This window comes from Dyella sp. (assembly GCF_036746095.1).
Taxonomy (GTDB): Bacteria; Pseudomonadota; Gammaproteobacteria; order Xanthomonadales; family Rhodanobacteraceae; genus Dyella_B.
The window spans coordinates 123,304-149,360 of record NZ_DAIOEU010000001.1; the positions used below are offsets into that span (position 1 = coordinate 123,304).

The 26,057-nt window shown below is 62.3% G+C and carries 13 protein-coding genes; 6 read left to right on the plus strand and 7 right to left on the minus strand.

The window, feature by feature from the left end; all coding sequences use genetic code 11:
• Positions 1-6: 6 nt before the first annotated feature.
• The 3 genes from V7M64_RS00525 to V7M64_RS00535 all read left to right on the plus strand — a co-directional run bounded on the left by V7M64_RS00525 (position 7) and on the right by V7M64_RS00535 (position 10,573).
• Positions 7-8,991, plus strand: a complete 8,985-nt coding sequence (locus V7M64_RS00525) for an autotransporter-associated beta strand repeat-containing protein (protein ID WP_333676260.1) — start codon at positions 7-9, stop codon at positions 8,989-8,991.
• Positions 8,992-9,008: 17 nt separating this feature from the next.
• Complete coding sequence (locus V7M64_RS00530) at positions 9,009-10,109, plus strand: hypothetical protein (RefSeq protein WP_333676261.1); 1,101 nt, start codon at positions 9,009-9,011, stop codon at positions 10,107-10,109.
• Positions 10,110-10,201: 92 nt separating this feature from the next.
• Positions 10,202-10,573 carry a hypothetical protein gene (locus V7M64_RS00535; protein WP_333676262.1) on the plus strand — a complete coding sequence of 124 codons (372 nt, stop codon included), beginning with the start codon at positions 10,202-10,204 and terminating at the stop codon, positions 10,571-10,573.
• A 164-nt stretch (positions 10,574-10,737) separates the two neighbouring features.
• Here the strand turns inward: V7M64_RS00535 and tssA are convergent, their stop codons facing one another.
• Positions 10,738-11,781 carry a type VI secretion system protein TssA gene (tssA, locus tag V7M64_RS00540; protein WP_333676263.1) on the minus strand — a complete coding sequence of 348 codons (1,044 nt, stop codon included), beginning with the start codon at positions 11,779-11,781 and terminating at the stop codon, positions 10,738-10,740.
• A 598-nt stretch (positions 11,782-12,379) separates the two neighbouring features.
• Between tssA and V7M64_RS00545 the strand changes: the two genes are divergently transcribed.
• Positions 12,380-13,894, plus strand: a complete 1,515-nt coding sequence (locus V7M64_RS00545; RefSeq protein ID WP_333676264.1) for a beta-xylosidase — start codon at positions 12,380-12,382, stop codon at positions 13,892-13,894.
• A 180-nt stretch (positions 13,895-14,074) separates the two neighbouring features.
• Here the strand turns inward: V7M64_RS00545 and V7M64_RS00550 are convergent, their stop codons facing one another.
• Positions 14,075-15,226, minus strand: a complete 1,152-nt coding sequence (locus tag V7M64_RS00550; RefSeq protein ID WP_333676265.1) for a hypothetical protein — start codon at positions 15,224-15,226, stop codon at positions 14,075-14,077.
• Between the two features lie 222 nt (positions 15,227-15,448).
• On the opposite strand from V7M64_RS00550, the gene V7M64_RS00555 reads away from it, so the two are divergent.
• Positions 15,449-16,831: an FAD-containing oxidoreductase gene (locus V7M64_RS00555; RefSeq protein WP_333676266.1), complete on the plus strand. Its 1,383-nt coding sequence runs from the start codon at positions 15,449-15,451 to the stop codon at positions 16,829-16,831.
• Between the two features lie 67 nt (positions 16,832-16,898).
• Here the strand turns inward: V7M64_RS00555 and V7M64_RS00560 are convergent, their stop codons facing one another.
• From V7M64_RS00560 to V7M64_RS00570, 3 genes are all read right to left on the minus strand, one after another.
• Positions 16,899-19,211: a xanthine dehydrogenase family protein molybdopterin-binding subunit gene (locus V7M64_RS00560; RefSeq protein ID WP_333676267.1), complete on the minus strand. Its 2,313-nt coding sequence runs from the start codon at positions 19,209-19,211 to the stop codon at positions 16,899-16,901.
• A complete protein-coding gene (locus V7M64_RS00565) occupies positions 19,208-19,669 on the minus strand; it encodes a (2Fe-2S)-binding protein (protein ID WP_333676268.1) in 462 nt (153 codons plus the stop codon). Before V7M64_RS00565 ends, V7M64_RS00560 begins: the two co-directional genes overlap by 4 nt.
• 239 nt (positions 19,670-19,908) lie before the next feature.
• Positions 19,909-20,703 carry an SDR family oxidoreductase gene (locus tag V7M64_RS00570; protein ID WP_333676269.1) on the minus strand — a complete coding sequence of 265 codons (795 nt, stop codon included), beginning with the start codon at positions 20,701-20,703 and terminating at the stop codon, positions 19,909-19,911.
• Between the two features lie 384 nt (positions 20,704-21,087).
• Between V7M64_RS00570 and V7M64_RS00575 the strand changes: the two genes are divergently transcribed.
• Positions 21,088-23,001 (plus strand): type II CAAX endopeptidase family protein, encoded by a 1,914-nt coding sequence (locus tag V7M64_RS00575; protein WP_333676270.1) that lies wholly within the window; start codon positions 21,088-21,090, stop codon positions 22,999-23,001.
• 120 nt (positions 23,002-23,121) lie between these two features.
• Here V7M64_RS00575 and V7M64_RS00580 read toward each other — a convergent pair whose 3' ends face one another.
• Together V7M64_RS00580 and V7M64_RS00585 are read right to left on the minus strand one after the other, a co-directional pair.
• Entirely contained in the window at positions 23,122-23,919 is a 798-nt protein-coding gene (locus V7M64_RS00580; RefSeq protein WP_333676271.1) for a transporter, read from the minus strand.
• A 9-nt stretch (positions 23,920-23,928) separates the two neighbouring features.
• On the minus strand, positions 23,929-25,575 hold the full coding sequence (locus V7M64_RS00585; RefSeq protein WP_333676272.1) for a methyl-accepting chemotaxis protein: 1,647 nt from the start codon (positions 25,573-25,575) through the stop codon (positions 23,929-23,931).
• Between the last annotated feature and the right edge of the window lie 482 nt (positions 25,576-26,057).

Below are 26,057 nucleotides of genomic sequence, written 5' to 3' on the forward strand. Positions count from 1 at the left end.
GCCATCATGAATACGAGCATTGGCAAGCAGCAGCACACGTCACGTCACGCGCATGGATTGCCGGCCCTGCGACGCAAGTTGTTACCGGCCAGCCTGATTTCCCTGCTGGGGCTTTTCGCCTGCGGCGGCGAAGCGTTTGCGGGCGGCCACGTTGCGGCGAACACCACGCCGACCGGCGGTTCGATCGTCGGCGGCAGCGGTTCGATCGCACAGAACGGCGCCAACACCACCGTCGTGCAGAAATCGCAGATGCTGGCGTTGAACTGGCAGACCTTCAACGTTGGCGAAAACGCCTCGGTCATCTTCAAGCAGCCATCGTTCACCTCGGTGGCGCTCAACCGCATTCTCGACCAGAACGCCAGCCAGATCTTCGGCCACGTCAATGCGAACGGCCAGATCTTCCTGATCAACACGCACGGCATCATCTTCGGCCGCAATTCGCAGGTGAATGTCGGCGGCCTGGTGGCGAGCACGCTGGATTTGACGCCCAGTGATTTTCTGGCGAACCATTTCAATCTCGACGCACATGGCGGCAGCGCCGGCATCGTCAATCACGGCACCATCGAAGCGGCCAGCGGCGGCTCGATAAATCTCATCGGCGGAAAGGTCGCCAACGATGGCCTTATCGTCGCCAACTACGGGCACATCAATCTCGACGGCGCCGACCGCGCCGTGCTCGATTTCGACGGCGATGGCTTGATCAATGTGCAGGTTACCGGTGCGCTGCAAAAGCGCCTGGATGCCGACGAAGCGGCGGTTACCAACAAAGGCGCGTTGAAAGCGGACAACGGTACGGTGGTGCTGCAGGCTTCCGCGGCGAAGGATCTGTTCACCGACCTGGTGAACAATAGCGGCGTGATCCAGGCCGGCGGCATCAACACCAGTGGCGGCAAGGTGCAGTTGATTGCCAGCGGCGGCAATGCCGTTACCAGCGGCACCATCGATGTCTCCGGTGCCGAAGGCGGCAGCGTGCAGGTGCTGGCCGACCAGAACGTGGACGTCAGCGGCGCGATAAATGCCTCCGGCGCCAACGGCGGTGGCAGCATTCGCATCGGCGGCGGCGCGCACGGCGGCGAAGGCTTGATGCAAGCGGCTAACACCATCGTCGAAGCAGGCGCCACGTTGAATGCCGACGCCACGGCGAACGGTAATGGCGGCTCCATCGCGACGTGGGGCAGCCAGGGCAATACGGTTGCCGGCACTTTCAGTGCGCGTGGCGGCGCGAACGGCGGCAATGGCGGCAGCATCGAAACGTCGGGCGAACAGGTGCACATTGCCGATGGCACAAGCGTCAACACGCTGGCGCCGCGAGGGCACAGTGGCAACTGGTTAATCGATCCGGTGGATTTCACCATAGCGGCCAGCGGTGGGGACATAACGGGCGCCTTGTTGAGTTCGCAGTTGGCCAATGGCAACGTGGCCATCCAATCCAGCAGTGGCACAGTTGGAGGAACGTCCGGCAACGTCAACGTCAACGACACGGTGAGCTGGAGCAGCCATACGCTCACTTTGACGGCAGCCAACAACGTCAATATCAATGCCCCCGTAACGCTCACGGGAACAGCCAGCCTGGTGCTTGAGCCGTCAACGACCAATGGAAGCAGCAACGCCGTCGCCGGCGGCACCACCATCATTGGCAGCGCCGGCACGCTGACACTGGGAAGCAGCGGTGCGTCAATCCTTGGTGACCTGACCGACAACGGCTCCCTGGTGTTCAACCAGGCTGGCAGTGCGAGCTACGGCGGAGTGATTTCGGGTTCGGGAACGTTAACCCAGCAAGGCGCGGGCACGTTGACGTTGACGGGCGCCAACACTTATACCGGCGGCACCACGATCGCAGCCGGCAGCAAACTGGCACTCTCCAGCAGTGGCAGCGTGGCCGATTCCAGCACGATTAACGACAGCGGCACGTTTGACATCTCTGCTACCGGTGGAGCAAGCATCGTCAGCCTGGCCGGCAACGGAACGGTGACCTTGGGCGGAAACGCGCTGACCTTGAGCAACGCGGCCGGTACCTTCGGTGGCACTATTGTCGACGGCAATACCGGCGGCGGCAGTCTCGAGGTATTTCATGGCCAAGAGATTCTGTCCGGCACGAATACGTACACAGGCGCCACGACGATCGACAGCGGCGCCACGCTTGCACTGTCGGGCGCCGGCAGCATAGCCAGCCTGGCTGGTGTAAGCGATGCGGGCATCTTCGACATCACCAACGCAACCGGCGGCGTCACTATCGCCAGCCTCTCGGGCAACGGGTCGGTAACCCTGGGCGGCAACACGCTGACGCTCAGCAATGCGTCGGATACCTTCAGTGGCGCGATCAGCGGCAACCTGGGTGCCCTGACTGTATCGGGCGGCACAGAAATACTGAGCGGCGCCAATAGCTACACGGGTGCTACGACGATCGACAGCACCGGCACGCTCACGCTCTCGGGATCGGGCGCCGTGGCAAGCTCCAGCAAGATCGTCGACAACGGTACCTTGGACATTTCGACCACGACCGGCGGAGCGAGCATCACCAGCCTGTCGGGCAGCGGGGCGGCGATTCTCGGCAGCAGGACGCTCACGCTGAGCAATGCCGCGGACACCTTCGGTGGTGCCATCAGCGGCAATGGTGGCGGGCTGATGCTGACGAGCGGTAACGAAACCCTGGGTGGCGCCAATACCTATACCGGCAACACCACGCTCAATAGCGGCACGCTGGCGATATCCAGCAGCAGCAATGTTGGGTCGACCAACCGCCTGGTCTTTGGCGGTGGCACGCTGGAAACCACGGCGACGCTCACGCTGAACAAGGCGGTGACGTTGAACAGCGGCGGCGGCACGCTGCAAACCGACGGCAGCAATACGCTGACCTTGGGCAGCACCATCAGCGGCAGCGGCGGCCTCACCAAGACGGGCGCAGGCACGCTGGCGTTGACGCATTCCAATACCTACAGCGGCGGCACCACCTTCAACGCCGGCACGCTGGTGGTGTCCAGCAGCAACAACCTGGGGGCTGGCGGCAACAGCCTCACCTTTGGCGGCGGCACTCTGGAAAGCACGGCGTCGATGACGCTAAGCGGCACCGTCACGTTGAACGGTGGTGGCGGCACCCTGCAAACCGACGGTGGCGGCACCGTAACCTTGAGCGGTGTCATCGGCGGCAGCGGCGGCTTGAGCAAGACCGGTGCCGGCACGTTGTTGCTGACCAATGCGAACACATACACCGGTGATACGACGATCAATGCCGGCACCTTGCAGCTGGGCAACGGCTTCAGCACCGGCTCGGTCGCCGGCAACATCATAGATAGCGGTGCATTGATATTCGACGAACCCCTTTTTGGCGCGACTTATGCCGGCGTGATTTCCGGCGCCGGCTCGCTGGAGCAAAAAGGCAGCACGCTGACGCTCACGGGCGCGAACACCTACCGTGGCAGTACCACGATCGACGGCGGCACGACGCTTGCGTTGTCCGGCAGCGGCAGCGTGGCCGGTTCCAATGGCGTAACTGCCAATGGCACCTTCGATATCTCCGGCACCACCAGCGGCGCAAGCATCGCCAGCTTGAGCGGTACCGGCCAGGTCAACCTGGGCAGCAAGGCGCTTACCTTGACGGCTGCTGCCGGCACGTTCAACGGCGGCATCGACGACAACGGCATCGTCAGCGGTACCGGTGGCAGCCTGGTGTTGGCGGGCGGCTCGGAAACGCTGATCGGTGCGAAAGGCTATACCGGCGGCACCACGATCGACGCGGGCAGCACCCTGCAACTAGGTGATGGAACCACCGGCAGCACCATCAACGGCAACGTGCTGGACAACGGTACGCTGGTGTTCGACGAGCCCAGCAACCTGGCCTTCGCCGGCGCGATTTCCGGCGGCGGTGCGCTGACCCAGCAAGGCGCAAGCACGTTGACGCTGACGACGGCGAGCTACACCGGCCTCACCACGATTGCCACGGGCAGCACCTTGCAATTAGGCAATGGCGGTACCGGTGTTTCGATCAGCGGCAACGTCACAGACAGCGGCGCACTGGTGTTCGACCAGAACACCGCCATGAGCTACGGCGGCGTGATTTCGGGCACTGGTTCGGTCGAACAGCAAGGCACCGGCACACTGACGCTGACCGGGGCCAATACGTATTCCGGCCTGGCCACCATCGACAACGGCGCCACGCTGGCGTTGTCCGGCAGCGGCAGCCTGGCCAATTCGAGCGTCAGCGACGCGGGCACGTTCGATATCTCCGGCACAACGAGCGGCGCAAGCATCGGCAGCCTGAGCGGCGCGGGCAACGTCAATCTAGGCAGCCAAGCGCTCACCTTGACCAATGCCGCCGATACCTTCGGCGGCGTCATCGCCGATGGCGGCATCGTTGCGGGTACGGGCGGCAGCCTCAAGCTGTCAGGCGGCTCCGAAATATTGGCGGGCACGAACAGCTACACCGGCAGCACCACGATCGCCGCGGGCAGCACCCTGCAACTGGGCAATGGAGGAAGCACGGGTTCCATCACTGGACCGATAACGAACGACGGCATGCTCGTATTCGATGTGAGCGGCAACCTCAATTACGGCAACGTGATTTCCGGCGCGGGTTCGTTGACCCAATCAGGCTCCGGCACGTTGACGCTGACCGGCGCGAACGCCTACAGCGGCACCACCACCATCGACAGCGGCAGCACGCTGGCCTTGTCGGGCGCTGGCAGCGTGGGCAGCTCTGGCGTAAGCGATGCCGGCACTTTCGATATTTCCGGCGCGGGCGGCGGTATAAGCATCGCCACCCTGAGCGGGGCCGGCACGGTAGATCTGGGCAGCCGCGCGCTTATGTTGACCAATGCCTCCGGCAATTTCAGCGGTGCCATCAACGATGGGGGTATCGCTGGCGGGACTGGCGGCAGCCTCGTGCTGACGAGCGGTATGGAAACCTTGTCAGGTTCGAATGGATATACCGGCGCCACCACGATCAATGGCAGCACGCTTGCGCTTTCGGGCAGTGGCAGCATCGCTCATTCCAGTAGCGTCCTCGACAACGGCGCGTTCGATATTTCGGGCACCAGCAGCGGGGCAAGCATTGTCAGTTTGTCGGGCAATGGGACGGTGAAGCTGGGTCGCAGGGCGCTCACCCTGAGCAGTGCGTCCGGCAGTTTTAGCGGAGCCATAAGCGACGGCGGCATTGCCGGTGGTACGGGCGGCAGCCTCGTGTTGGCCAGCGGCGCGGAAACGCTCTCCGGTGCCAACACTTACACCGGCGGCACCAAGATCAACGCGGGCACGCTGACGCTGGGTACGGGCGTTTCGTTTGCCGGCAACGTGCAGGACAACGGTGCCCTCGTCTTCGACCAGGCCGGTACCGTCACTTACGGCGGGCTGATTTCCGGCACCGGCACGCTGACCCAGGCGGGCACGGGTACGTTGATCCTGACCAACGACAATACTTTTTCGGGCAGTACGACGATCAGCGCCGGCACGTTGCAGCTGGGCAATGGCGGAACGACCGGTTCCGTCGTCAGCATTACCACGGACAACGGTGCGCTGGTGTTCGACCATAGCGGCAACGTGAACTATGGTGCGGTCATTTCCGGTACCGGATCGGTCACGCAAATGGGCAGCGGCACGCTGACCTTGGGCGGCGCGAACACTTACGGCGGCGGCACTACCGTCAGCGGTGGCACGTTGGCGATCTCAAGCGACGGCAACCTGGGTGCGAGCGGCACCGGCGTCACGCTCAACGGCGGCACGCTGGAAAACACCGCCAGCTTTACGCTGGGCCGGACGATAACGCTGGGCAGCAGTGGCGGCGCGCTGCAAACCGACAGCGGCACCAACCTCACCGTAACCAGTGCGATCAGCGGCGGCGGCAGCTTCACCCAGAACGGTACCGGCACGCTGACGCTGGACAACAACGTCACCACCGTAGGCAGCCAGACTTACAACGGTGCCGTGGCGTTTGGCGGCAGCCCATCGCTTACCAGCAGCGGTAATGGCGATATCGATTTTGCTTCCACGGTGAGCGGTTCTGGCGCGCTTTCGGTCGCCACCGGTGGCGCGCTCACGTTCGGTGGTGCCGTTTCGCTGGGTGGCCTTACCACGCAAAGCAGCACGTTCACGGCGAACGCGCTCACCATCAACGGCAACCTGTCGGTGACGACCAGCGCCGGCGACATCAAGCAAACCAGCGCATTCAGCGTAACCGGCACTTCCTCTTTCAATGCCGGCAATCATGCGATCGATCTTACGAACGGCGGCAACAACTTCGTCGGCGCGGTAACGGCCATCGGCGATGGCGTATCCATTACCGATGCAAACCTGACCATTGCCGGCCTGACCGATAACGACGATGGCGACGTCAACCTGACGGCCACGCAGTCGCTGAACCTGACCGGCGCCATCAATACCGGCACCGGCAATCTCACGCTGGTTTCCAGCAACGGCACGCTGAGCACGGCGGGTGTGCTCAGCGGCAACAACGTGAGCCTCAGCGGCGCCAACGGCATCACGCTCGGCAATGATGTCACTGCTGCGGGCGCGCTCAATCTGGCCAGCAGCGCAGGCAGCATCTCGCAGAGCGGAGGCTTGCTTGCGGCCGGCACGTTGACCGGCAGCTCCGCCGGCGCTACCACGCTGGGCGGCGCAAATGCCATCTCGATGCTGGGCAATTTCACCGCGAACGGGTTCAGCCTCAACAGCACGCAGGCACTGACGGTCGCTGGCACAGTGAACGGTGGCGCTTCCAGCGTCAGCTTGACCACCACCGGCGGCGTTTTGGCCGTGAACGATGCAATCAGCGGCGCCACGGTGGCGCTGGGCAGTAGTGGCGATCTCGCCATCAATGCTGCCGTGAACAGTGGCACGGGAGCGGCCACGCTGAGCTCGGGCGGTGCGATCAACGAAGGCAACAGCGGCGTCATCACGGCTGGCAGCTTGTCTGGCAGCGCGGCCGGTGCAACCACGCTGAGCGGCGCGAACGTGATTGGCACGCTGGGCAACTTCACGTCCAGCGGCTTCACGCTATCGGATGCGCAAGCGTTGACCCTTGCCGGCACGCTCAACGCCGGCAACGGTGCCGCGACAGTCACCTCGACGGGCGCAATCGACGAAAGCAGCGGCGGCGCGATCATGGCCGGCAGCTTTACCGGTAGCGCGGGGGGCGCCGCGACGCTGCAGGGCGCGAACCAGATCGGTACCCTCGGCAGCTTCGTGGCAAACGGCTTCAGCTTGAACAACGCGCAGGCATTGACCGTGGGCGGCGCGGTGAATGGCGGCGGTGGCGCCACTTCCATCGCCACCACCGCGGGCGCACTGACAGTCGATGCGGGCATCGGCGGTAGCTCCGTTGCGTTGACGGGGCAAGCTGGCCTCGCCGTAAACGACGCCATCAACAGCGGCGCGGGCACCACCACGCTCAGCTCCGGCGGTGCCATCAGCGAAGGCAGCAGCGGCGCCATCACGGCCGGTGTGTTGACGGGCAGTGCCAGCGGCGCGGCGACTCTGGATGGCGCCAATGCCATCATCAGCCTGGGCAGTTTCACGGCGAACGGCTTCAGCCTGACCAATGCAAACGCGCTGACCGTGGATGGCGCCGTCAATGGCGGCAGCGGTACGACCAGTGTCGCCACGACGAGCGGCGAACTGACTTTGAACGGCAGCGTTGCCGGCAGCGCAGTGAGCCTTGGTGGCGGCAGTGGCCTTGCCATCAACGGCGGCGTAAACAGCGGCAGTGGCACCGCCACGCTGACCTCGGGCGGTACTGTCGACGAGGGCGGCAGCGGCGGCATCACTGCCGGTACCCTGACGGGCAGTTCGTTCGCCGCGACCACGTTGGATGGCACAAACCAAATCGCCAACTTGGGTGATTACGCGGCCAATGGCTTCAACCTGAGCAATGCGCAAGCACTGACGGTCGCAGGAACGGTAAGCGCTGGCAACGGCACCGCAACGATTGCCACCAAATCGGGCGCCATGACCGTCAATGGCAATGTCACCGGCAGCGCGGTGAAACTCACTGGCGGCAGCGGTCTTGCGATCAACGGCAGTGTGAACAGCGGCAGCGGCACGGCCACGCTGGCCACAAATGCCGGCAACATCGACATTGCCGGTCCCGTAACCGGCAATACGGTGGCCCTGTATTCGGCCGGTGCGATCGGTGAAGGCAGCGATGGGATCAACGCCGGAACGTTGACCGGCAGTTCGGCTGGCGTGACCTCGCTCAACGGCGCCAATCAGATCGATGCCTTGGGAAGCTTCAACGCCACCGGTTTCAGTTTGATCAACGCGCGCAGCTTGTCGATCAACGGTCCGGTCAATGCCGGCAGCAGCCTTGCGTTGACCACCAGCAGCGGCAACCTCAGCATCAACGGTGCCGTGAATGGTGCGGCAACCAGCCTCAATTCCGCCGGGACGCTCAGCGAAGGCAGCGGCGGCGTCATCACGGCCGATACGCTCAGCGGCAATGCGAGCGGCGTGACCACCCTCACCGGCAAGAACAAGGTAGACACGCTAGGCGATTTCCGTTCGCTGCTGGGCTTCAGCTTCGCGAACGATCAAACGCTCAGCCTGAGTTCCATCAATGGCAGCGGTTACGTGGTGAATGCGGGCACTTCACCGGTATCGATCATGGTGACCAATGGCAATCTGTACCAGGCCGATCACACCTGGACCTATGACGGTACCGGCTCATGGTCTTCGACCGGCGCCATTGGCACCCAGGCCAACCCGATTTACGTCACGGGTACCACCACGCAGTACGTGACCTTGGTCGGGAGTCCGCCGGCGTACTTCTATGCGGTGGATCCGGCCGGCGCCATCCTGCCCATCGTCGGCGACAGCGTGAACATTCCCACCTCGCTGTTCTCCAGCCGCGCGCAGAACGTCAACAATCACCTGGATTCGTATATCGACGCCAGCGTGATCACGGCGAACTACCGCTCGTTCGGCATCGTGCCTTCCGGCATTTTGTTGCCGCCGGATCAGCAGGCTTGCCAGGCGGGTAGTGGTACGGATTGTCCGGACGAATAAGCGAAAGAGGACGGTAGATGCGTAGCACACACCGGATCGTTTCGTTATGTTGCAGCTTGCTGCTTGCCGGTGTCGTGCACCAGGCGCCGGCGCAAATCGCGCCGCGCCTGACCGGCGAAGCGGTGATCGCTCGACTCGACACGGCCAAGCAGGATCTTGCAGCGCGTGCGAGCACTACGCATGACGATCGCCTTGCCGCGGCGAGCATGCAATTGGGCGAGATGGCCGATGCGTTGCGTAAAACCTTGGGCGACAAGGCCAGCCAGCCGGCCGACATCATGGACGACGGCCGGCGCGCCGCCGTATTGCGCGGCGACGCGGCCGTGCAACGCACGCGTGCCTATCTTGACCAAGCGCCCAGTTGTCCGGGGAACGATGCCACGGCGTTGACGGATGCCTTGGCAACCACCATCGACAACCTTGCCAAGACGTCGAGTTCGTCCAAAGCAACCCCGGTGATCAACAGCGTGGAAACGATCGATCATCGTCCGCTGTTCGCATTGCATCCAGGCAATACGCCCATCGCCCTGGCGCTGGTCGGCAGCAATCTGTCGGACCCGCAATGCGCCGATCCGCAACTTACCGCCACCGACGAAAAGGGCAGGCTGCTCGACGCGCAACCCGTCATCACCGGCGTGCTGCCCACGCGCGTGGAATTGAAATTCCCGGAAGGGGCAGGGAACAAGCCTGGCGCCGTGATGTTGCACGTGGTGCCCAAGCACAAGGTGTTTTTGCGCGGCTGCACGTCGCAGCCGGAAGCGGTGACGGCCGTGCAGGTGACGGCGCCCATGCGTGTCTCGATCCGTTACGACCTGACCACCACGTGCGGCAATGGCCAGCGCGTGCCGAGTTCCGGCACGTTGCCGGACATTACGGCATACGGCACGACATCTACGCGCCAGGTGGAAGCTGCTGCCTGCCCGGATCCATCGCGTTACGCGATCAGCGCCAAGGTGACGTTCGGCGATGGCCATGTCGCGTCGGTAGGGCCGGTCGAACAACCGGCCGCAGCGGATATCACGATGGGATTGCCGGCAGGATTCACGTTGAGCTGGAGCCCGTCGACACGAACGGTGTTCGTGCGCTCGGCAGCGAACGTGTGCAAGGGCGTGTATTGACGCACGCGATCAATGCGTCATCGAGGTTCGTGGTGTGGCGCAGGTTGGGTTGCGCCATTGAGGACGCTTTCGCTTGAATACAACAGAAAACCTTGACCCGTCGTCCCGGCGAAAGCCCACTGCTGTCCGGGGAAAATGAAGTTCTTCAGAAATGCGCGGGCATAGCACCCGCATCGAAAATTTTCCATGGAAATTCAGTGCCATCGGCTCGTCATTCCAGCGAAAGCTGGAATCCAGTGCCTTTGCAGATTTTCAAGTCGCTGGATTCCAGCTTTCGCTCACTGCTGTCCGGCATGCGTTTTGCGAATCCATGGCGACGTGATGGATCACAAGCACTTAGCGTCGTCTGTCGATGCCGCAACCCGAAAAGTGCCAGAAGCTCTATGGCCGTCATTCCCGCGAAAGCGGGAATCCATTTTAAGGATGCATCAGAGCAAAATGGATTCCCGCTTTCGCGGGAATGACGGCCGTGTGGACTGCCTGCGAAGCAGCGCAAATACGTGCCGGACAGCAGTGAGCTTTCGCTGGAATGACGTCGTTTTAGCTTTCCCGCAAGAACGGCGAAAAATTTCCCCGGACAGCAGTGGGCGAAAGCCGGGGTGACGGTGAGTTTACGAAAAGCTCGGCGCTACTCGCTTTCGCCGGAAATCACCTGCAACTCGCTCATGCCGCCTGGCGCCAGGTCCTTCATCAAATCGACAAAGCTCAACCCCACCAGCCGTTGCGCACGGCGCAGCAACAACGGAATGGGACTGGAAGGTTCGCAGCGCGCGTAGTAGTCGCAGATGTCATCCAAGCGGCGAATCACATCCTGCGGGTTTTCGATGCGGCCGCTATGCACCTGCTGCATGGAGCCGGCTGAACCGCCCGAAGCCATCTCGCCTTCCGCGTCACCGCCAGCATCGACGATCTGCGGCGAGCGCTTCGCCAGCTGCGGTTCCAGAAACTTCTTCACTTCATAGACATCGCTGAGCAGCGGCTTGAGTTCCGGCCCGGCCGTGCCGACCTGTTCGTTGAAAATGGCATCGATCGCCTTGACGTGCTCGAGCGCCGCGCTGATCGCCGCCACGTTCGCTGCCAGCTGTTCCTCCGGGCAATCCATGCAGCACGCTTCGATCTGCGCCAGGCCGGGGCGTTCGGCATTTTCGTCATCGCCGTCGCCCACTTTCAGCGTACCGTTGGCAATACGCAGATCGCGCAAGGTAAAGCGGCCCATCCGAGGCGATTGCACAAACGGCGTAACGCGGAAAAAGCGCAACATGCCCTGCAGATCGGCAATCGCCGCCACCGCGTTCACGCGCGCGGTCGGGTCGTTGTCGTCCTCGGCATCCAGCTGTGGATGCACCCCATCCCAATACTGCTCCAGCAGGCTGCGGATCAACTGCAAGCCGGCCGCCCAGCCCGGCAGGCCGGTCGTGCGCATCCAGGCGGTGGTCAAATGCACCGCCACGCGCAGGTCCTTGGAGCGCGCCAGCAGTGCCTCCGCCTGGCCGGATACCTTGTCCCAGTCCGGCTCCTCCGCCGCAATCACTTCCTCGCCGATTCCCCGTTCGGCCTTGGGCGCAGCCAGGCGTTCCAAGGCCATGAAATCAGGGTCATATTCAAGATTTTCCCCCGTGGGCGATTCACCATCGAGGGGGGACAGCAACGACTCCAGGGCAGGGCTGGTCATAGGTGCGTAGTGGTCCTTGAGGTGGTGGAAATCGTACCGCAATTGGCGGTTTTGCGAGGGTTGTTTAAGGCAACACTGATTAAGTATCGCCGTCGTCACCAGCCCTGTCTGTTCGCATGCCACAGGGCCGTCGGCGAAGGCAGACTGGTTGTCTGTCGAGACGGCGGACCTGCGGCATGCGGACAGACAGGGCTGGCCCCAACAGGTTGAATTCAAAGTGATGGGGTGATGTCTGGAAGGCCCGCAGGCTGCGCCGCGCGGCTTGGCAAGACGGCCAGTCTTCCCGGCGCCACGCAACACACCCTGCGAGCCTTCCAGGCATCATGACGACGGCGATACTTAATCAGTGTTGCCTTAAGGCCGTTCCAATCCATCATTGCGAAGACCCCCAATCGCGCTTACGAAAATTGAAGCTGCTTGGCAATACGGGGTTTCTTTATTGTCGTTGCGGTCGTAGGTTGGACTGGCTCAGCGCAACAACCACATCAACCCAACCTATCACTGGCATGCCGTGTCCATGAAAACATCGAGCACGATTTCCTTTTTGCGTCTTCATCGCTGGATGAGGCTATGTGGCCTGGCAAGCTTGCTAACGTGCATGGTACCTATTGCGCAGGCGGACCAGGGCACTCGCCATATTGTGGTTGACGTAAAGGGCCCTTCGTCGCCGCTTGATCGCTTCTACAACTTCTCCGTCGGCTCGGATTATCCCGGCACGCTGATGCGCGAGGACAGCCTCGCCCAGCTCAAGACGGTGCGCGAAGAACTCGGTTTTCGCTACATCCGTTTCCACGCCATCTTTCACGACGTGCTCGGCACCTATCGAGAGGTCGATGGCAAGCCAGTCTACGACTGGACCAAGATCGACGCGCTTTACGACAAACTGTTGGCGATGGGCATCCGGCCGTTCGTGGAGCTGGGGTTTACGCCCGAAGCGATGAAGACGTCCGATCAGCACATTTTCTACTGGAAAGGTAATACCTCCCACCCTGTGTTATCGAAATGGACGGCGCTGGTAAATGCCTTCGTGCGCCATCTGGAACAGCGCTACGGGCAGCGCGAAGTACGCAGCTGGTATTTCGAAGTCTGGAACGAACCCAACCTGGCCGGATTCTGGGAGGGTGGTGATCAAAAGGCTTATTTCCAGTTGTTCGACGCGACGGCACGTACCATCAAGCACATCGATGCGGCGTTGAAGGTCGGTGGTCCGGCAACGGCAGGCGCCGCATGGGTGCCGGACTTGATCGCGCACACCACGCAGGCGGGCGTGCCGCTCGATTTCATCAGCACGCACACCTACGGCGTGGATGGCGGCTTTCTCGATGAGCATGGCCAAAGCGATACCAAGCTATCGCCATCGCCGGACGCGATCGTCGGTGATGTCCGGTGCGTGCGTGAGCAGATCAGCCATTCGTCGCGCCCAAACCTGCCGCTGTATTTCACGGAGTGGAGCACCAGCTATACGCCACGCGATGCAGTGCATGATTCGTATGTAAGCGCCGCCTACGTGCTCAGCAAACTGAAGGCGAGCGAGGGGCTTGCGCAGGGCATGAGCTATTGGACCTTCAGCGATCTTTTTGAAGAACCCGGCCCGCCCACCGCGCCATTCCAGGGCGGCTTTGGCCTGATGAATCCGCAAGGGATCCGCAAGCCGGTGTATTTCGCCTACAAGTATCTCAACCAGCTCGGCAGCACCGAACTCAAAACGGCGGACGCGCAAAGCTATGTGACATGGAACGGCGGCGTGCTCAAGGTGCTGGCGTGGGATTTCATGCAGCCGAAGCAGGATAAAAGCAACCGTTCGTTCTATACCAAGCTGCTGCCTGCCCAGCCGGAAGGGAATGTCAGCCTTGACCTCAAGCATCTGGCGCCGGGCAAGTATCAGGTCGCCATCCACCGAACCGGCTTCGACGCCAATGATGCGTATTCAGCGTATTTGCGCATGGGATCGCCCGCGTCGCTGAGTGCTGCCCAGTTGCAGCAGTTGCAAGCGGCGACGGCAGATCATGCCGACATGCGTTCGCTGGTCGTCGGTGCGGATGGGAGTGCGAGTTTGTCTGTGCCTATGCGATCGAACGATGTGGTGCTGATGGAGATTGCGCGGAGCCCTTGATAGCGAGGGGCGGTCGTTCTTGCCCCTCGCACGCCGTCCCAGGGAGCGAGCGTCGCGCATCGGCTTGCAGTGCGCCGAGGTCCCCATGCCCCGGCCTTTGCCGGGGCGGCAAATCGATAGCAATCTGCGGGAATTCGCCTTGCGACGCATCGCAAAGGGTGACGCTATGGGTTGGCGGCATTACGGCTCTTCCCATGCGCCCTCATCCACCGTGCCGCCATTGGCCACGACACTGATGGCCTGCGTGTTCACGTCAAGCATGTTTACCGAAAAGTATTCGCCCGCATCCGGACCCGTGGTGATGTAATGCGTGCGATTGAGCAGGATGTGCGAATCGTCCCTGGACCAGCCGGCGGGATAGTAAAAATCGAAACCATCCGGCTTGTTGGTGAGCTGGCGAACTTTGCCGCTAACGGAGCACATTACGAAGACGGCGCCGAAAGGAAAGGGCGAACCCGTCACCGCAACGTTTCGGGTGAATGCAAAGTGCTTGCTGTCGTGCGACCAGCTTGGCGAGCTGCCGTAAAGTTCGCTGAACTCTCCGCCTGTTGTCCTGCCGGTGGTGAAATTCACGATCTCCATGGCGGAGGTGGCGTCCCACGTATAAATCCCGCGCGTGCCATCGGGAGAGATCGCCAGGTGAGCGGGATCGCCGGTATTCAGATGCGAGATGCGTGTGGTCTTGCCCGTGGCGGCATCGACTCGATAAACATCCGAATAGGAAGGCGGAGTCAGGCCCACGTCACCGAAATAGTGGATTTCGACAAATAGCTGCCTGCCATCGAGCGACCATTGCGGCGGCTGAAAAGCGCCATCGGCCGGACCCGGGCAAAACAACACATGCTGGTCGCCACCATTCGGCCTGACGAGGGCGAGACATTGATGGTTGTCGACGCCGCCGTCAATGAAGGCAATCCACCCGCGAGGTCCCCATACCGGGTATTGGTGCCTGCTCTTGCCGAGCGTGATCTGCCGAAGCCTTCCATTGTTGCGATCCAGGCGATAGATCTGCGATTGCGTAAACCAGTCTGCGGTGGCAACGCGCTCAAAGACCACGACATGGCCATGAGTGGACCAATGTGCGCCAAGGTCACGCGTACCGATCGTCAACGGCGTCAGTTGCCTCACCTTGCCGCCGGCTGCCGATGCCAGATAAATCGAGGTGGCATCCGTGACGTCGCCCGGGGCGAGGTGGTTCTGCGAGAAAAGCACCGAGCCATCTGGCGCCTGTTCGGTTGCTTCACTATTGGGTGCGTAAACGGCTATCCACAAGGCGGCTGCAACAAAAGTCAGCGTCGCCGCCAAGCGACGCACTCGCTGCGTAACTTTCATACTGGTTTACCTCTGTAATCCCCTGACTGGTCCCCTATTGCGCGACCCTACGGAGACGCGCGTGAAGCTTCTGCGTGGAGGCCGCAACGCTTTTTATTTCTATTTGCCGAAATAAATATTTGCGGGTCGAAATCAGGGCATAAAGGTCCACTATCGTATTTACGGTTTTTTCTTCATCCTTGCTACACACTGGTTGTCCCGTAAATTCGTCAAGGCAGCGTCATGACTCAGCGATTCGATGCGGTAGTGGTGGGGGCCGGGCAGGCGGGGCCTTCATTGGCCGAACGCCTGGGTAAATCCGGCCGCAAGGTGGCCGTCGTCGAGCGCAAACTGGTGGGCGGCACCTGCGTCAATACCGGCTGCATTCCCACCAAGGCGATGGTGGCCAGTGCCTATGTGGCGCAACAGGCACGGCGGGCGGCGAGTTATGGTGTGAATACCGGCGACGTCCGCGTGGATATGGAGGCCGTATGGCAGCGCACGCAAGGCATATCCGGGCAATCGCGCAGCAGCGTCGAGAAGTGGCTGGCCGGCATGCAGAATGTTTCCCTGCTGCGCGGGCACGCTGCATTTGAATCAACGCATACGTTGCGTGTGGGCGACACGCTGATCGAAGCCGACGAGATCTTCCTCAACGTAGGGGGGCGTGCCGTGGTGCCTGATTTTCCCGGCATCGACAGCGTGCCTTACCTCACCAACACCAGCGTGTTGCAATTGCGCGAGTTGCCCAGGCACCTGGTGATCGTCGGCGGCAGCTATATCGGGCTCGAGTTTGGGCAGATGTTCCGGCGTTTCGGTGCGGAGGTCACCATCGTCGAGCGTAGCGATCGCCTGTTGCCGAAGGAAGATCCCGACGTCTCGGCCGCAGTGGTCGATATCCTGGAGCAGGAAGGTATCAAGCTGCATCTGGCCGCCAAGTGCATCGAGCTGCGCGGCAAGTCCGGCGAGATCAGCGTCGTGGCCCAATGCGCCAGGCCGGGCTTGGACGTGCGTGGCACGCATCTGCTGCTTGCTGTCGGCCGCCGTCCCAATACCGATGCATTGGGCCTGGACAAGGCCGGCGTGGCCACGGACGCGCACGGTTATATCGTTGTCGACGATCAATGCCGTACGAATGTCCCTGGCATCTGGGCGATGGGGGAATGCAATGGCAAGGGCGCCTTTACCCATACCGCGTACAACGATTATGAAATCGTGGCGGCCAACGTGCTGGATGGCGAGCCGCGGCGAATTTCCGATCGCATTCTCGCTTATGCGCTTTTTATCGATCCGCCACTTGGGCGGATCGGTCTCACCGAGCAGGAAGCTTTAAAGCAAGGCCATGACGTACGCGTCGGCGTGCGCCCGATGACGCGGGTGGGCCGTGCGGTCGAGCGCGGTGAAACGCTGGGTTTCATGAAAGTGATCGTGGACGGCAAGACCGAGCAGTTGCTGGGTGCGGCGATCCTGGGTGTCAGTGGCGATGAGGCGATCCACAGTCTGCTGGATGTGATGTATGCCAAGGCGCGGTATCAGACCGTGACGCACGCGGTGCATATCCACCCGACGGTGGCGGAGTTGTTGCCGACGGTGCTGCAGAGTCTTTCGCCGCGTAACTTGGAGTGAGGCACGGCCGAACCCCAACATGGCATGTGTATCCGGATGTCGGGGTTGGCGTTCCGCTCGTCCCAACCTACGCCACACGCTTTGCCTTCACCCATTGCTGCCTGATCGGCAACGCACGAATCCTTGCTCCCGTCGCCGCAAAGATCGCGTTGGTCAACGCCGGCGCAATCGGCGGCAAGCCTGGTTCGCCCACACCGCTCAACGGCACGGAAAAATCATCCGCCCCGACCATATGCACATGGATCTCGCGCGGCGCCTCATTCATGCGCAGCACCAGAAAGTCGTTGAAATTGGATTGCTCGGCGCGGCCGTTCTTGAAGCTGATCTCGCCATGCAGCGCCAACCCCAGCCCCATGATCACCGCCCCTTCCAATTGCGAGCGCACGCGCTCTGGGTTGACCTGCGGACCGCAGTCGATGGCGATATCCACGCGCGGAATGCTCAGTTTTCCATCGGCAGTCGCCTTCACTTCAATCACAGCAGCGGTGTACGAGACAAAGCTGCGATGCGCAGCCAGGCCCAGGCCGTGGCCTGTGGGCCGCTTGCGATCCCAGTCTGCCGCCGCCGTTACCGTTTCGATAACGCGCTTCAGTCGCTTGGTGTCGACGGGAAAAAGTGCAGGATCTTCGCCATAGTTGGTAAACGGCAATTGCGTCGAAGGGTCGAACTGGCGGTCGGCACCGATCAACTCCAACAGGAAATCGCGGTGATCGCGGCCGGCTGCGTGCGCCAGTTCCGCCACGAAACTCTGGATGCCGTAGGCATGCGGAATGTTGTACACCGAGCGGAACCAGCCGATGCGCGTATGCGCGTCGATGGCGGGATTTTCGATGCGTACGTTGGGAATGGCGAAGGGCAGGTCGACGATGCCCTGGTTCAATTCACCGGCCTGTTCGTGATCCACGCCGGGCATGAAGGTGGACGAGATGGAGGGCGCGACCGTGCGATGCAGCCAGCCGGTGACTTTGCCCGAGCCATCCAGCGCCGCCTCGAAATGCTCGGCCGATACCGCATGGAAATAATCGTTGACGATGTCGTCTTCGCGCGTCCATAGCACTTTTACCGGCTTGCCGGTGGCACGCGAAAGCAGGGCGGCTTCCACGACATAGTCCGGCTTGGATTTGCGCCCGAAGCCGCCGCCGAGCAGCGTGACATTCACGGTGATGTCGGCGTCCGGAATGCCCAGCGCCTTCACCAGTTCGTTGCGCACGTCTTGCGGCGATTGCGTGGGCGCCCACACTTCGCATTTGCCATCGGCGAAGCGTGCGACCGCGCACGGCGGTTCCATGGTGGCGTGGGCGAGATGCGGTATGTAGTAATCCGCGGTGACGCGTTTGGCAGCGCCATGCAGCGCCTGCTCGATGTTGCCGTCGTTGCGGACCAGCTTGCCCGGCTTGCGGTTGGCGGCATCCAGTTGCGCGTGGTAGGCGACCGAGTCGTAGCCGGCGTTCGGGCCGCTGGCCCAGTCGAGCTTCAATTGCTCGCGCGCCTTGATTGCCGTCCAGCTGTTGTTGGCGATCACGGCCACGCCACCCAACGGCTGGAAACCCGAAGGCAGCGGCGTGGATTCCAGCGCCATCACCTTCACCACGCCGAGCATTTTCTCCGCGGCACTGCCATCGAACGACGCGAGTTTGTCGCCATACACCGGCGGCCGCGCAATCACCGCGTACAGCATGCCGTCCAGGCGCATGTCGATGCCGTAGGGCGCGCGGCCGGTGACGATGTCGTGGTTGTCGATCAGTGGCGTCTTGCCTTTGCCGATGTAGCGGAATTCAGCCGGCGATTTCAGCGCGAGCGTCTTCGGATCGGGCGTGGGCAGGGCGGCAGCCTTGGATGCCAGTTCGCCAAAACCCAGCTTGCGCCCGCTCTTGCTGTCGACCACTTCGTGGATGCCGGCTTTCACCTGGTTCACCGGCACGCCCCACTGCGCCGCGGCGGCCTGTTCCAGCATCGTGCGCGCGGCGGCGCCGGCGCGGCGCAGGGCGGCAAAGCTCTGGCGCAGGCTGCGCGAACCATCGGTATCCTGGTCGCCGTATTTCACTTCATCGCCCGGCGCCTGGCGCACCTTCACGCGCGACCAGTCCGCTCCGAGTTCATCGGCCACCACCAGCGCCACACTGGTGCGCACGCCCTGGCCCATTTCCGAGCGGATGCATACCACCGTCACCGTGCCGTCCGGTGCGATCTCGACGAACAAATGCGGATCGTCGCGCAGCCCATGCTCGTTCGCTTCGCCTCCGTATTTCTTCTTGGGCGCCGTTTCCGCTGCGCGTGCGAACGCGGGCAGGCCGAATGCCAGCAGCAGGCTGCCGGCGCCGAAACCAAGCAGGAACGCGCGACGGCTTTCGTTGCAGATGTGCAGGCTGCCGTTGTTCATGCCGCGCTCCCTTCGCCGGCGGCGAGCTTGATGGCATCGCGAATACGCGTGTACGTGCCACAGCGGCAGATATTGCCGGACATGGCAGCATCGATATCGGCATCGCTGGGATGCGGGTTGCTTTTGAGCAACGAAGAAGCCTGCATGATCTGCCCCGCCTGGCAGTAGCCGCATTGCGCCACGTTGAGTTTCATCCATGCCTGCTGCACCGGATGGCTGCCATCCGGCGACAGACCTTCGATGGTGGTGACCTGCCTGCCTGCGGCCGCTGCCACGGGCGTGACGCAGGAGCGCACGGCGGTGCCGTCCAGATGCACGGTGCAGGCACCGCACAAGGCCATGCCGCAACCGAACTTGGTGCCGGTGTACCCGAGCGTGTCGCGCAGGTACCAGAGCAGGGGCATGTCGGGCGGGCCGTCGAAGGAGTGCTCTTGGCCGTTGATGGTCAACGTAAGCATGGGGGCCTCTTCATCGTTTGTGGGGCGACAGTTGGCAAAGGTACTGCTGATGTGGAGGTTTGAGAAATGCCGTAAGTTGGCGGGGTTTTGCCTGATACGGTTTTTCCTCGGACGCTAACCAATGAAGGCCCGCTGCGATGCGGGGATTTTTTTCGGATGGCTTGCTGCTAGTTGCTTATGCCGTGAGCCATCCCAGACGGCAGTCGCTCGAAATGCAAAAGCACAACGCGCACAACCATTCAAACCATCGACCTCACCACTCCGCCGTCCACCCGCACCGCCGCTCCCGTCGTTGCCGAGGCCTGCTCCGAGGCTAGGTACACACAAAGATTCGCCACTTCCTCCACCGTAGCCAGACGCCTGATCAACGAGGAAGGCCGATGTGTCGCAATGAAATCGCGCTCCACCGTTTCCTGCGGCACGCCTTGCTCGCTGGCGATCTTGCCGAAGAAATCGCCCACGCCTTCCGAGCGCGTCGGCCCGGGCAACACTGCATTCACCGTCACGCCAGTACCGGCGAGCGTTTCGGCCAAGCCGCGCGAGATGGCGAGCTGGGCGGTCTTGGTGGTGCCGTAATGCACCATCTCGGCGGGGATCTGCACGCCTGATTCGCTGGAGATGAACTGGATGCGGCCCCAGCCGCGCTTGGCCATGCCTTGAGCGTAATGGCGCGACAGGCGCACGCCGCTCATCACGTTCACTTCGAAGAAGCGTTGCCAGTCCTCGTCGGGGATATCGAAGAAGGGCTTCGGTTCGAAGATGCCAAGGTTGTTCACCAGGACATCGGCATCCGGTTCCTGCCGGATCAATTGCTCGGCACCTTCGCGCGTGCCCAGATCACCGGCGATGCCGCTTACGCTCGCATTCGGTACGTGCGTGCGGATCGCCGCGAGTGCTTCGTCCACGCGCGCCTGCGTGCGGCCGGTTACCACCACGTGCGCACCGGTGGCGGCCAGGCCTTGGGCAATGGCCAGGCCAATGCCGGCGGTGGAGCCGGTGACGATGGCGCGGCGGTTCTTGAGCTGGATATGCATGAGGTACCTCAGGGCTCGGTTCAATTGCGATGGTGACCGAACTGGGTGGGTTCGCAATGGGGAATTGTGCGCCGGAAGTGTCTGATCCTGCGGGTTCAGTGGGGATGAAAACCGCAGCCGCGGCAGCAGGTGCCGCGTATTTCAGGCCGTAGCTTGCCGCCACCCCTTCCGCCATCGCCCGGAACCGGCCATAGTTATCGCAGCGCGGAAAACGCGCCGATCGGGGAAACCAGGGATGAAGGGGGAAGCGCGCCTGATTTGGCGTGCGCACGACATACCACTTTTCGTCTGGCACGTTCTCCGTGGGGTGCCATGGCGGCTGTCCGTGGGCGGCCGTCTACGCACGCAGCGAAATACAGTCATCGCTTGCAAGGAGAGATAGGGATGAACGTGATTTACCCGGCCGGCGCGGCCAAGGCCGCGGAGGATTCCATCCGCCGCGACGGCACCTGCCTGCGCCATGCGTGGCTCGTCGCGGGCGCCTTGCGGACTTTCATGGTGATCATCTGCGTGGTCGTCCTGTGCCCCGCAGCCTTGGCAGAAACGCCCATTCCGCCGGATGTCCTGCGCACGCATGAACAAGCCGTCGCCCTGGTTTCCGCCGGCCAGCAAGATGCCTACCGCCGTGTACTGTCAGCCTACGCACGCGAGGAAAAAGCCAGTCCGAACGACCTCGCGCTGGTGATGACGCGTTGCAGATTCGTCCAGACATTCACGTACAGCGAGGAGATCGATTGGACCGACGCCGCGCAGGATGATTTCCAGCATTGCAAGACCGATCTGCAAACCCGTTTTTCCAGCAATGCCGACGCCAATTTGTTCATCGCCGAACAGCAGGGCGGCAAAAACGCCATTGCTTTCGCGCGGAGCCTGCTGCCGGCCAGCGCACACTGGACCTTGCCGCAGCGTGCAAAGCTTCATGGCATTCTTGCGCGTGGCTACGCCGCGACAAAACAGACGCAGATTGCCGGACAGGAAGCACTGGCAGCGGTGCAATTGGACCCGGGCAGCGATCAGCTTGTCACGGCCTTGCGCTATCTCGCCAGCGCGGGCCGTATCGGCGAGGCGGAAGCGCTGCTCGCCAAGACACCGGTCGATACGTCAGCCTGGCGCGAATGGTCGCGTGTCAACTTTGCTGCCGACAGCCTGAGTCCGGCGGCCGCACTGGCTGAACTCGAGCGTGCCAAGAAAGCGCATGAATCGATCAACGAGTGGGTTATGGCGCGCATCTATCTGCGCGCGGGAAAAACCACGGACGCGGTCAGGGCGCTTGCAACCGTGGGAGGCTGTTCCTGCAGCGAGACCGTCCAGCAGTATCAAACGCGCCTGAATGTCGCGGTGGCCGCAGGCGATGGCAAGGCGGCGTCGGAGGCCTTGCAGGCATGGTTTGCCAAGACCGGCATATCCATGCCGCTGTTGTCCGCTTACGGAAGCCTGCTGCTGCATCGTCCCGCGCAACTGTTCGCGCCATCATTGATGCATCTGGCCCTGGGCATGCTGCTGTTGTTGCTGGCGCTTGCGTATGCGCCAAGCCTGATCGCTTTTCCCGCGTATTACCGTGGTGTTGTACGTGCACGTCTCCACAAGCCGGTCGTGCCGCTCTTCGCGCATATCGGGTTACGGCGGCTATGGATCGCTCTGGCCGTGTTTCTCGTTGCATCCACTATCGTGCCGTTCCTCGGTGGAGGCGGTGCCCTGCAGGCATGGGCGGCGAACAAAGTTCTATCGGGCGAAGAGCAGGCCACCCTTGTTGCCGTTGAGTTGACCACGCTACTGGTGGGCGGCGCACTGATGGCGCCCATCGCATTGAAGCTCTCGTGGCGAGAATGGCTGGGCAAGCGCGGCCTGGTGGCGGCGTTGGCCGTCGTATTGCTTTGGACCTTGGTGAAAGCCGTGGGTGTCTGGGTGGCGTGGCACTCGGGACATCTGAATGCGGTGGTGCGCGGTAGCTTGCACGACCGCATGATCGCCGCGCTGGCACAGGCGTTCGTGCACATGGGTGGACCCGTCTTCGCCTTGCTCGTCATCGCCGTGGCGGTGCCAGTCTATGAGGAGCTGGTCTTCAGGGCTTGCGTGCTCGGTGGACTCACCCGGCATATCAGCTTCGGCTGGGCCAATATCTGGCAGGCGTTGCTGTTTGCCACCTTGCATAACGACACGCCGCATTTTGTATTTTATTTTCTGCTGGGCCTGTTGGGCGGCTGGTTGGCGCGGCATACGCGGGGCCTGGCGGCGCCGATTGCATTGCATGCGGCGAATAATGCCGTTGCCTGCATGGCGATATTTCTGGGTGGTTGATCGGCGGCGTCGCATACCGCGCAGGTTGGGGCGAGCGGAATGGGAACCCGTCTTTCGGTAGATGGTGTTGGGGTTCGGCTGGGCTTCACCCCGGCCTGCACGAGCGTCGAGGCGCAACCATCACTTGCCGAAATAAAACGCGACGCCAAACCCCGCCACCCACGCCGGGGCCGTGCCGACGAAACCGCGGTCGAAGGAAAGATCCCATTGCAGGCGCGCATTGGGCAGATAGGTTACGCCGGCGCCGATCAGTCCGCCGGTGCGCGCCTGTTGATGCAGGGCCACCAACTCGCCGTATATGGCCCATGTCTTGTTCAAGCTATAGCCGTAGTTGCCGGCAAGCTGATAGGTGCCGTGCGTACCCATGCGTTGCCATTGCGCGAAATATCCTAGCGTGCGGCGCTCATCCAACTGCTGTGCCAGCGTCACGCCCAGCGTGTATTGGCGTTGCGGCAAGCGCAGGGCGTCGGCGCCGTCGGGCAACTCCACTGTAGCCAGCAGCGCGCCGCTCCATTGTGCATTGAACGGCGGCGGTGCGATTTTCAGGCCGAGCAGCGTATCGCCGCGCCCGGTCATGTGTTGCGATGCATGGCCTTCGCTGGTCGTGAGCTCATTGAATGGCGTGCTGCCCGCCTGCAATTCCAGGCCGTTGCCCAGGCCGACGCGGAGCAGGCTATCGGCCATGAATTGGCTGGTGCGCACGCCATCCTGATGCATCAGGCTCCAATCCGGCAAACCTTGTTCGACCGCAAAACCACCCAGCGGCAGGGCACTGGTGGCGAAGCCGAAGGCCGGGCGGTCGTAGGCCGGTACCGTACCGCTGGTGTTGTCCGCATCATCCGCCTGGGCCTGCGTGGATATCACCGTCAGCATGCACGCAAGCCCATGCGCAAGCAGCCACGCGCCTTTGTATTTCATGTTTCCCCTTCAAGCGCCCACGGCCTGCCATCTCGGCCTGGCCGATGATGCCACAGGCCCGGCGCTGCGCGAGTGCGGCCTGGCAGGTGCGACCTGCTCGTTCTCCGCGCCTTTGATGTGGAAGAAGTTGACCTGCTGCATCAGCTCGGTAGCTTGCTCTTGCAAGGCGTGGCTGGCTGCGGCGGCTTCTTCCACCAGTGCGGCGTTGCGTTGCGTCATGTCGTCCAGCGCCGTGACGGTGGTGTTGACCTGGTCCACGCCGGCCGCCTGTTCATGACTGGCTGCGGCGATCTCCGCGACCACATCCGTAGCTTTGCGCGTGCGATCCAGAATGTGCCGCAGCGCGTCGCCGGAGGCGCTGACCAGCGAGGTGCCGGCGTGCACTTTCTCGCTCGATTCGTTGATCAGCAGCTTGATCTCGCGCGCCGCACTGGCCGAACGCTGCGCCAGCGTGCGCACTTCGCCGGCCACGACGGCAAAGCCGCGTCCTTCCTCGCCGGCGCGCGCCGCTTCCACCGCGGCGTTGAGCGCCAGCAGATTGGTCTGGAAGGCGATTTCGTCGATCAGGCTGGAGATTTCCGCAATGCGCTTGCTGGCCGCTTCGATGTCGCTCATCGCCTGCACGGCTTCGCTCACCACCTTGCCGCCATGCTCGGCCTGTTCCAGTGCGCCTTTTACCCATTGCGACGCCTGGCTCGCGTTCTCGGCGTTCTGGCGCACCGTCGCGTTCATTTCTTCCATGGACGCGGCCGTTTCTTCCAGGCTGGAAGCTTGCTCCTGCGTGCGATGCGAAAGATCGTCGTTGCCCTGCGCAATCTGGTTGGAGGCCGTGGCGACGGACGCGGCGCCATGGCGAACTTCTTTCACGATGCGCGTAAGTTGCTCGTCCATGCGTTGCAAGCCAAGCAGCAGTCGGCCCACTTCATCACCGCGGTCGACCTCAATGCCGTGGTTGAGATGGCCAGCGGCAATCGTGTCGGCCAATTGCACGGCGTAGTCAAGCGGCTTGGAGATGGCGCGGATCATCACTACCAGCAAGCTCAGGATCCCCAGGAATCCGACCGCGATAAAGGCCACGGTGGCCAGCAGGATGCGATGGAAGGATGCCTCGGCGTGGTTGAACGAATCCGCCGCCTGGGCTTTGTTCTCCTGGTAGAGAACGTCTGCGTTGAGCATCGCCGACTTGAACGGCTGCTCATACGCGCCGCCGCTGGCGAGCACGCCGGTATCGAATTTGCCTTGCGCCATGTCGGCCAGCGCGCTGGCAGTCACCTCGCCGATCTCCTTGCGAGAGGTTGTCACCCTGTCGGCGGCATTGCGCTCGCGTGGGCTGTCGATCAGCGGATAGTAGGTGTTCCACGCCCGGTCCATGTCGGCATTGTTCTGCGCCATGGAAGCCTTGAACGCCGCGGTGCCTTTGGGGTCATGCGAAAGCAGCAGCTTGTTCAACGCAACCAGGTTCTGGTTGATGCCGTTGCGCACGGTGCTGATATAGAGAAGCGGCTGGACGTCGCCCTGATAAATATCGGCCACGTCTTTGTTGATCTGCTTTTGACCATAGATGCCCGCGCAACCGATCGTTACCATGATCAATGCGCAGAACGACAAGCCGATGATGAGTTTGTGTTTGATGGTGAACGTGATGCGGCGTTTCATGCTTGCTCCGACGGTCAGGCGCCTCCTGCAATCGATTTCTGTCCTCTGTAAAAGCAATATCGGCGGGGTATGTTTTTTTTTGAGTGTGAACCAGGGACGCCATGGAGGGCGGAGGTGACTGGCCGGCGAGGAGTGCGCCGAGCTGCTTCAATCGCCGGAAACTTCTGTTCGTCATCCTCGCGAAAGCTGGACGTGGCGCGAAGCGCGCAGAACGTTCGAATGGGAGATTGTAGAATCGAGCAGGGTTGACAGGGGGCAATGACGTGCCTGAACGGGACTTCTTTGAAGCCGCCGCCTATAGGGCATGCGGCGACGTGCTGGCAGTGTCGAAATCACCCTGGATATTTTGCAAACGCGACGGGGTGCATGTGATCGAGTGTCGACGCAGGCAGGTTCGTCAGTTTCGCGAAAGTTGTTTGGAATGCGGCGCGGTCAAGCGCATTTGAATTGGCGGGCAGGCGGAGCCATGGCTGCCTACTTAT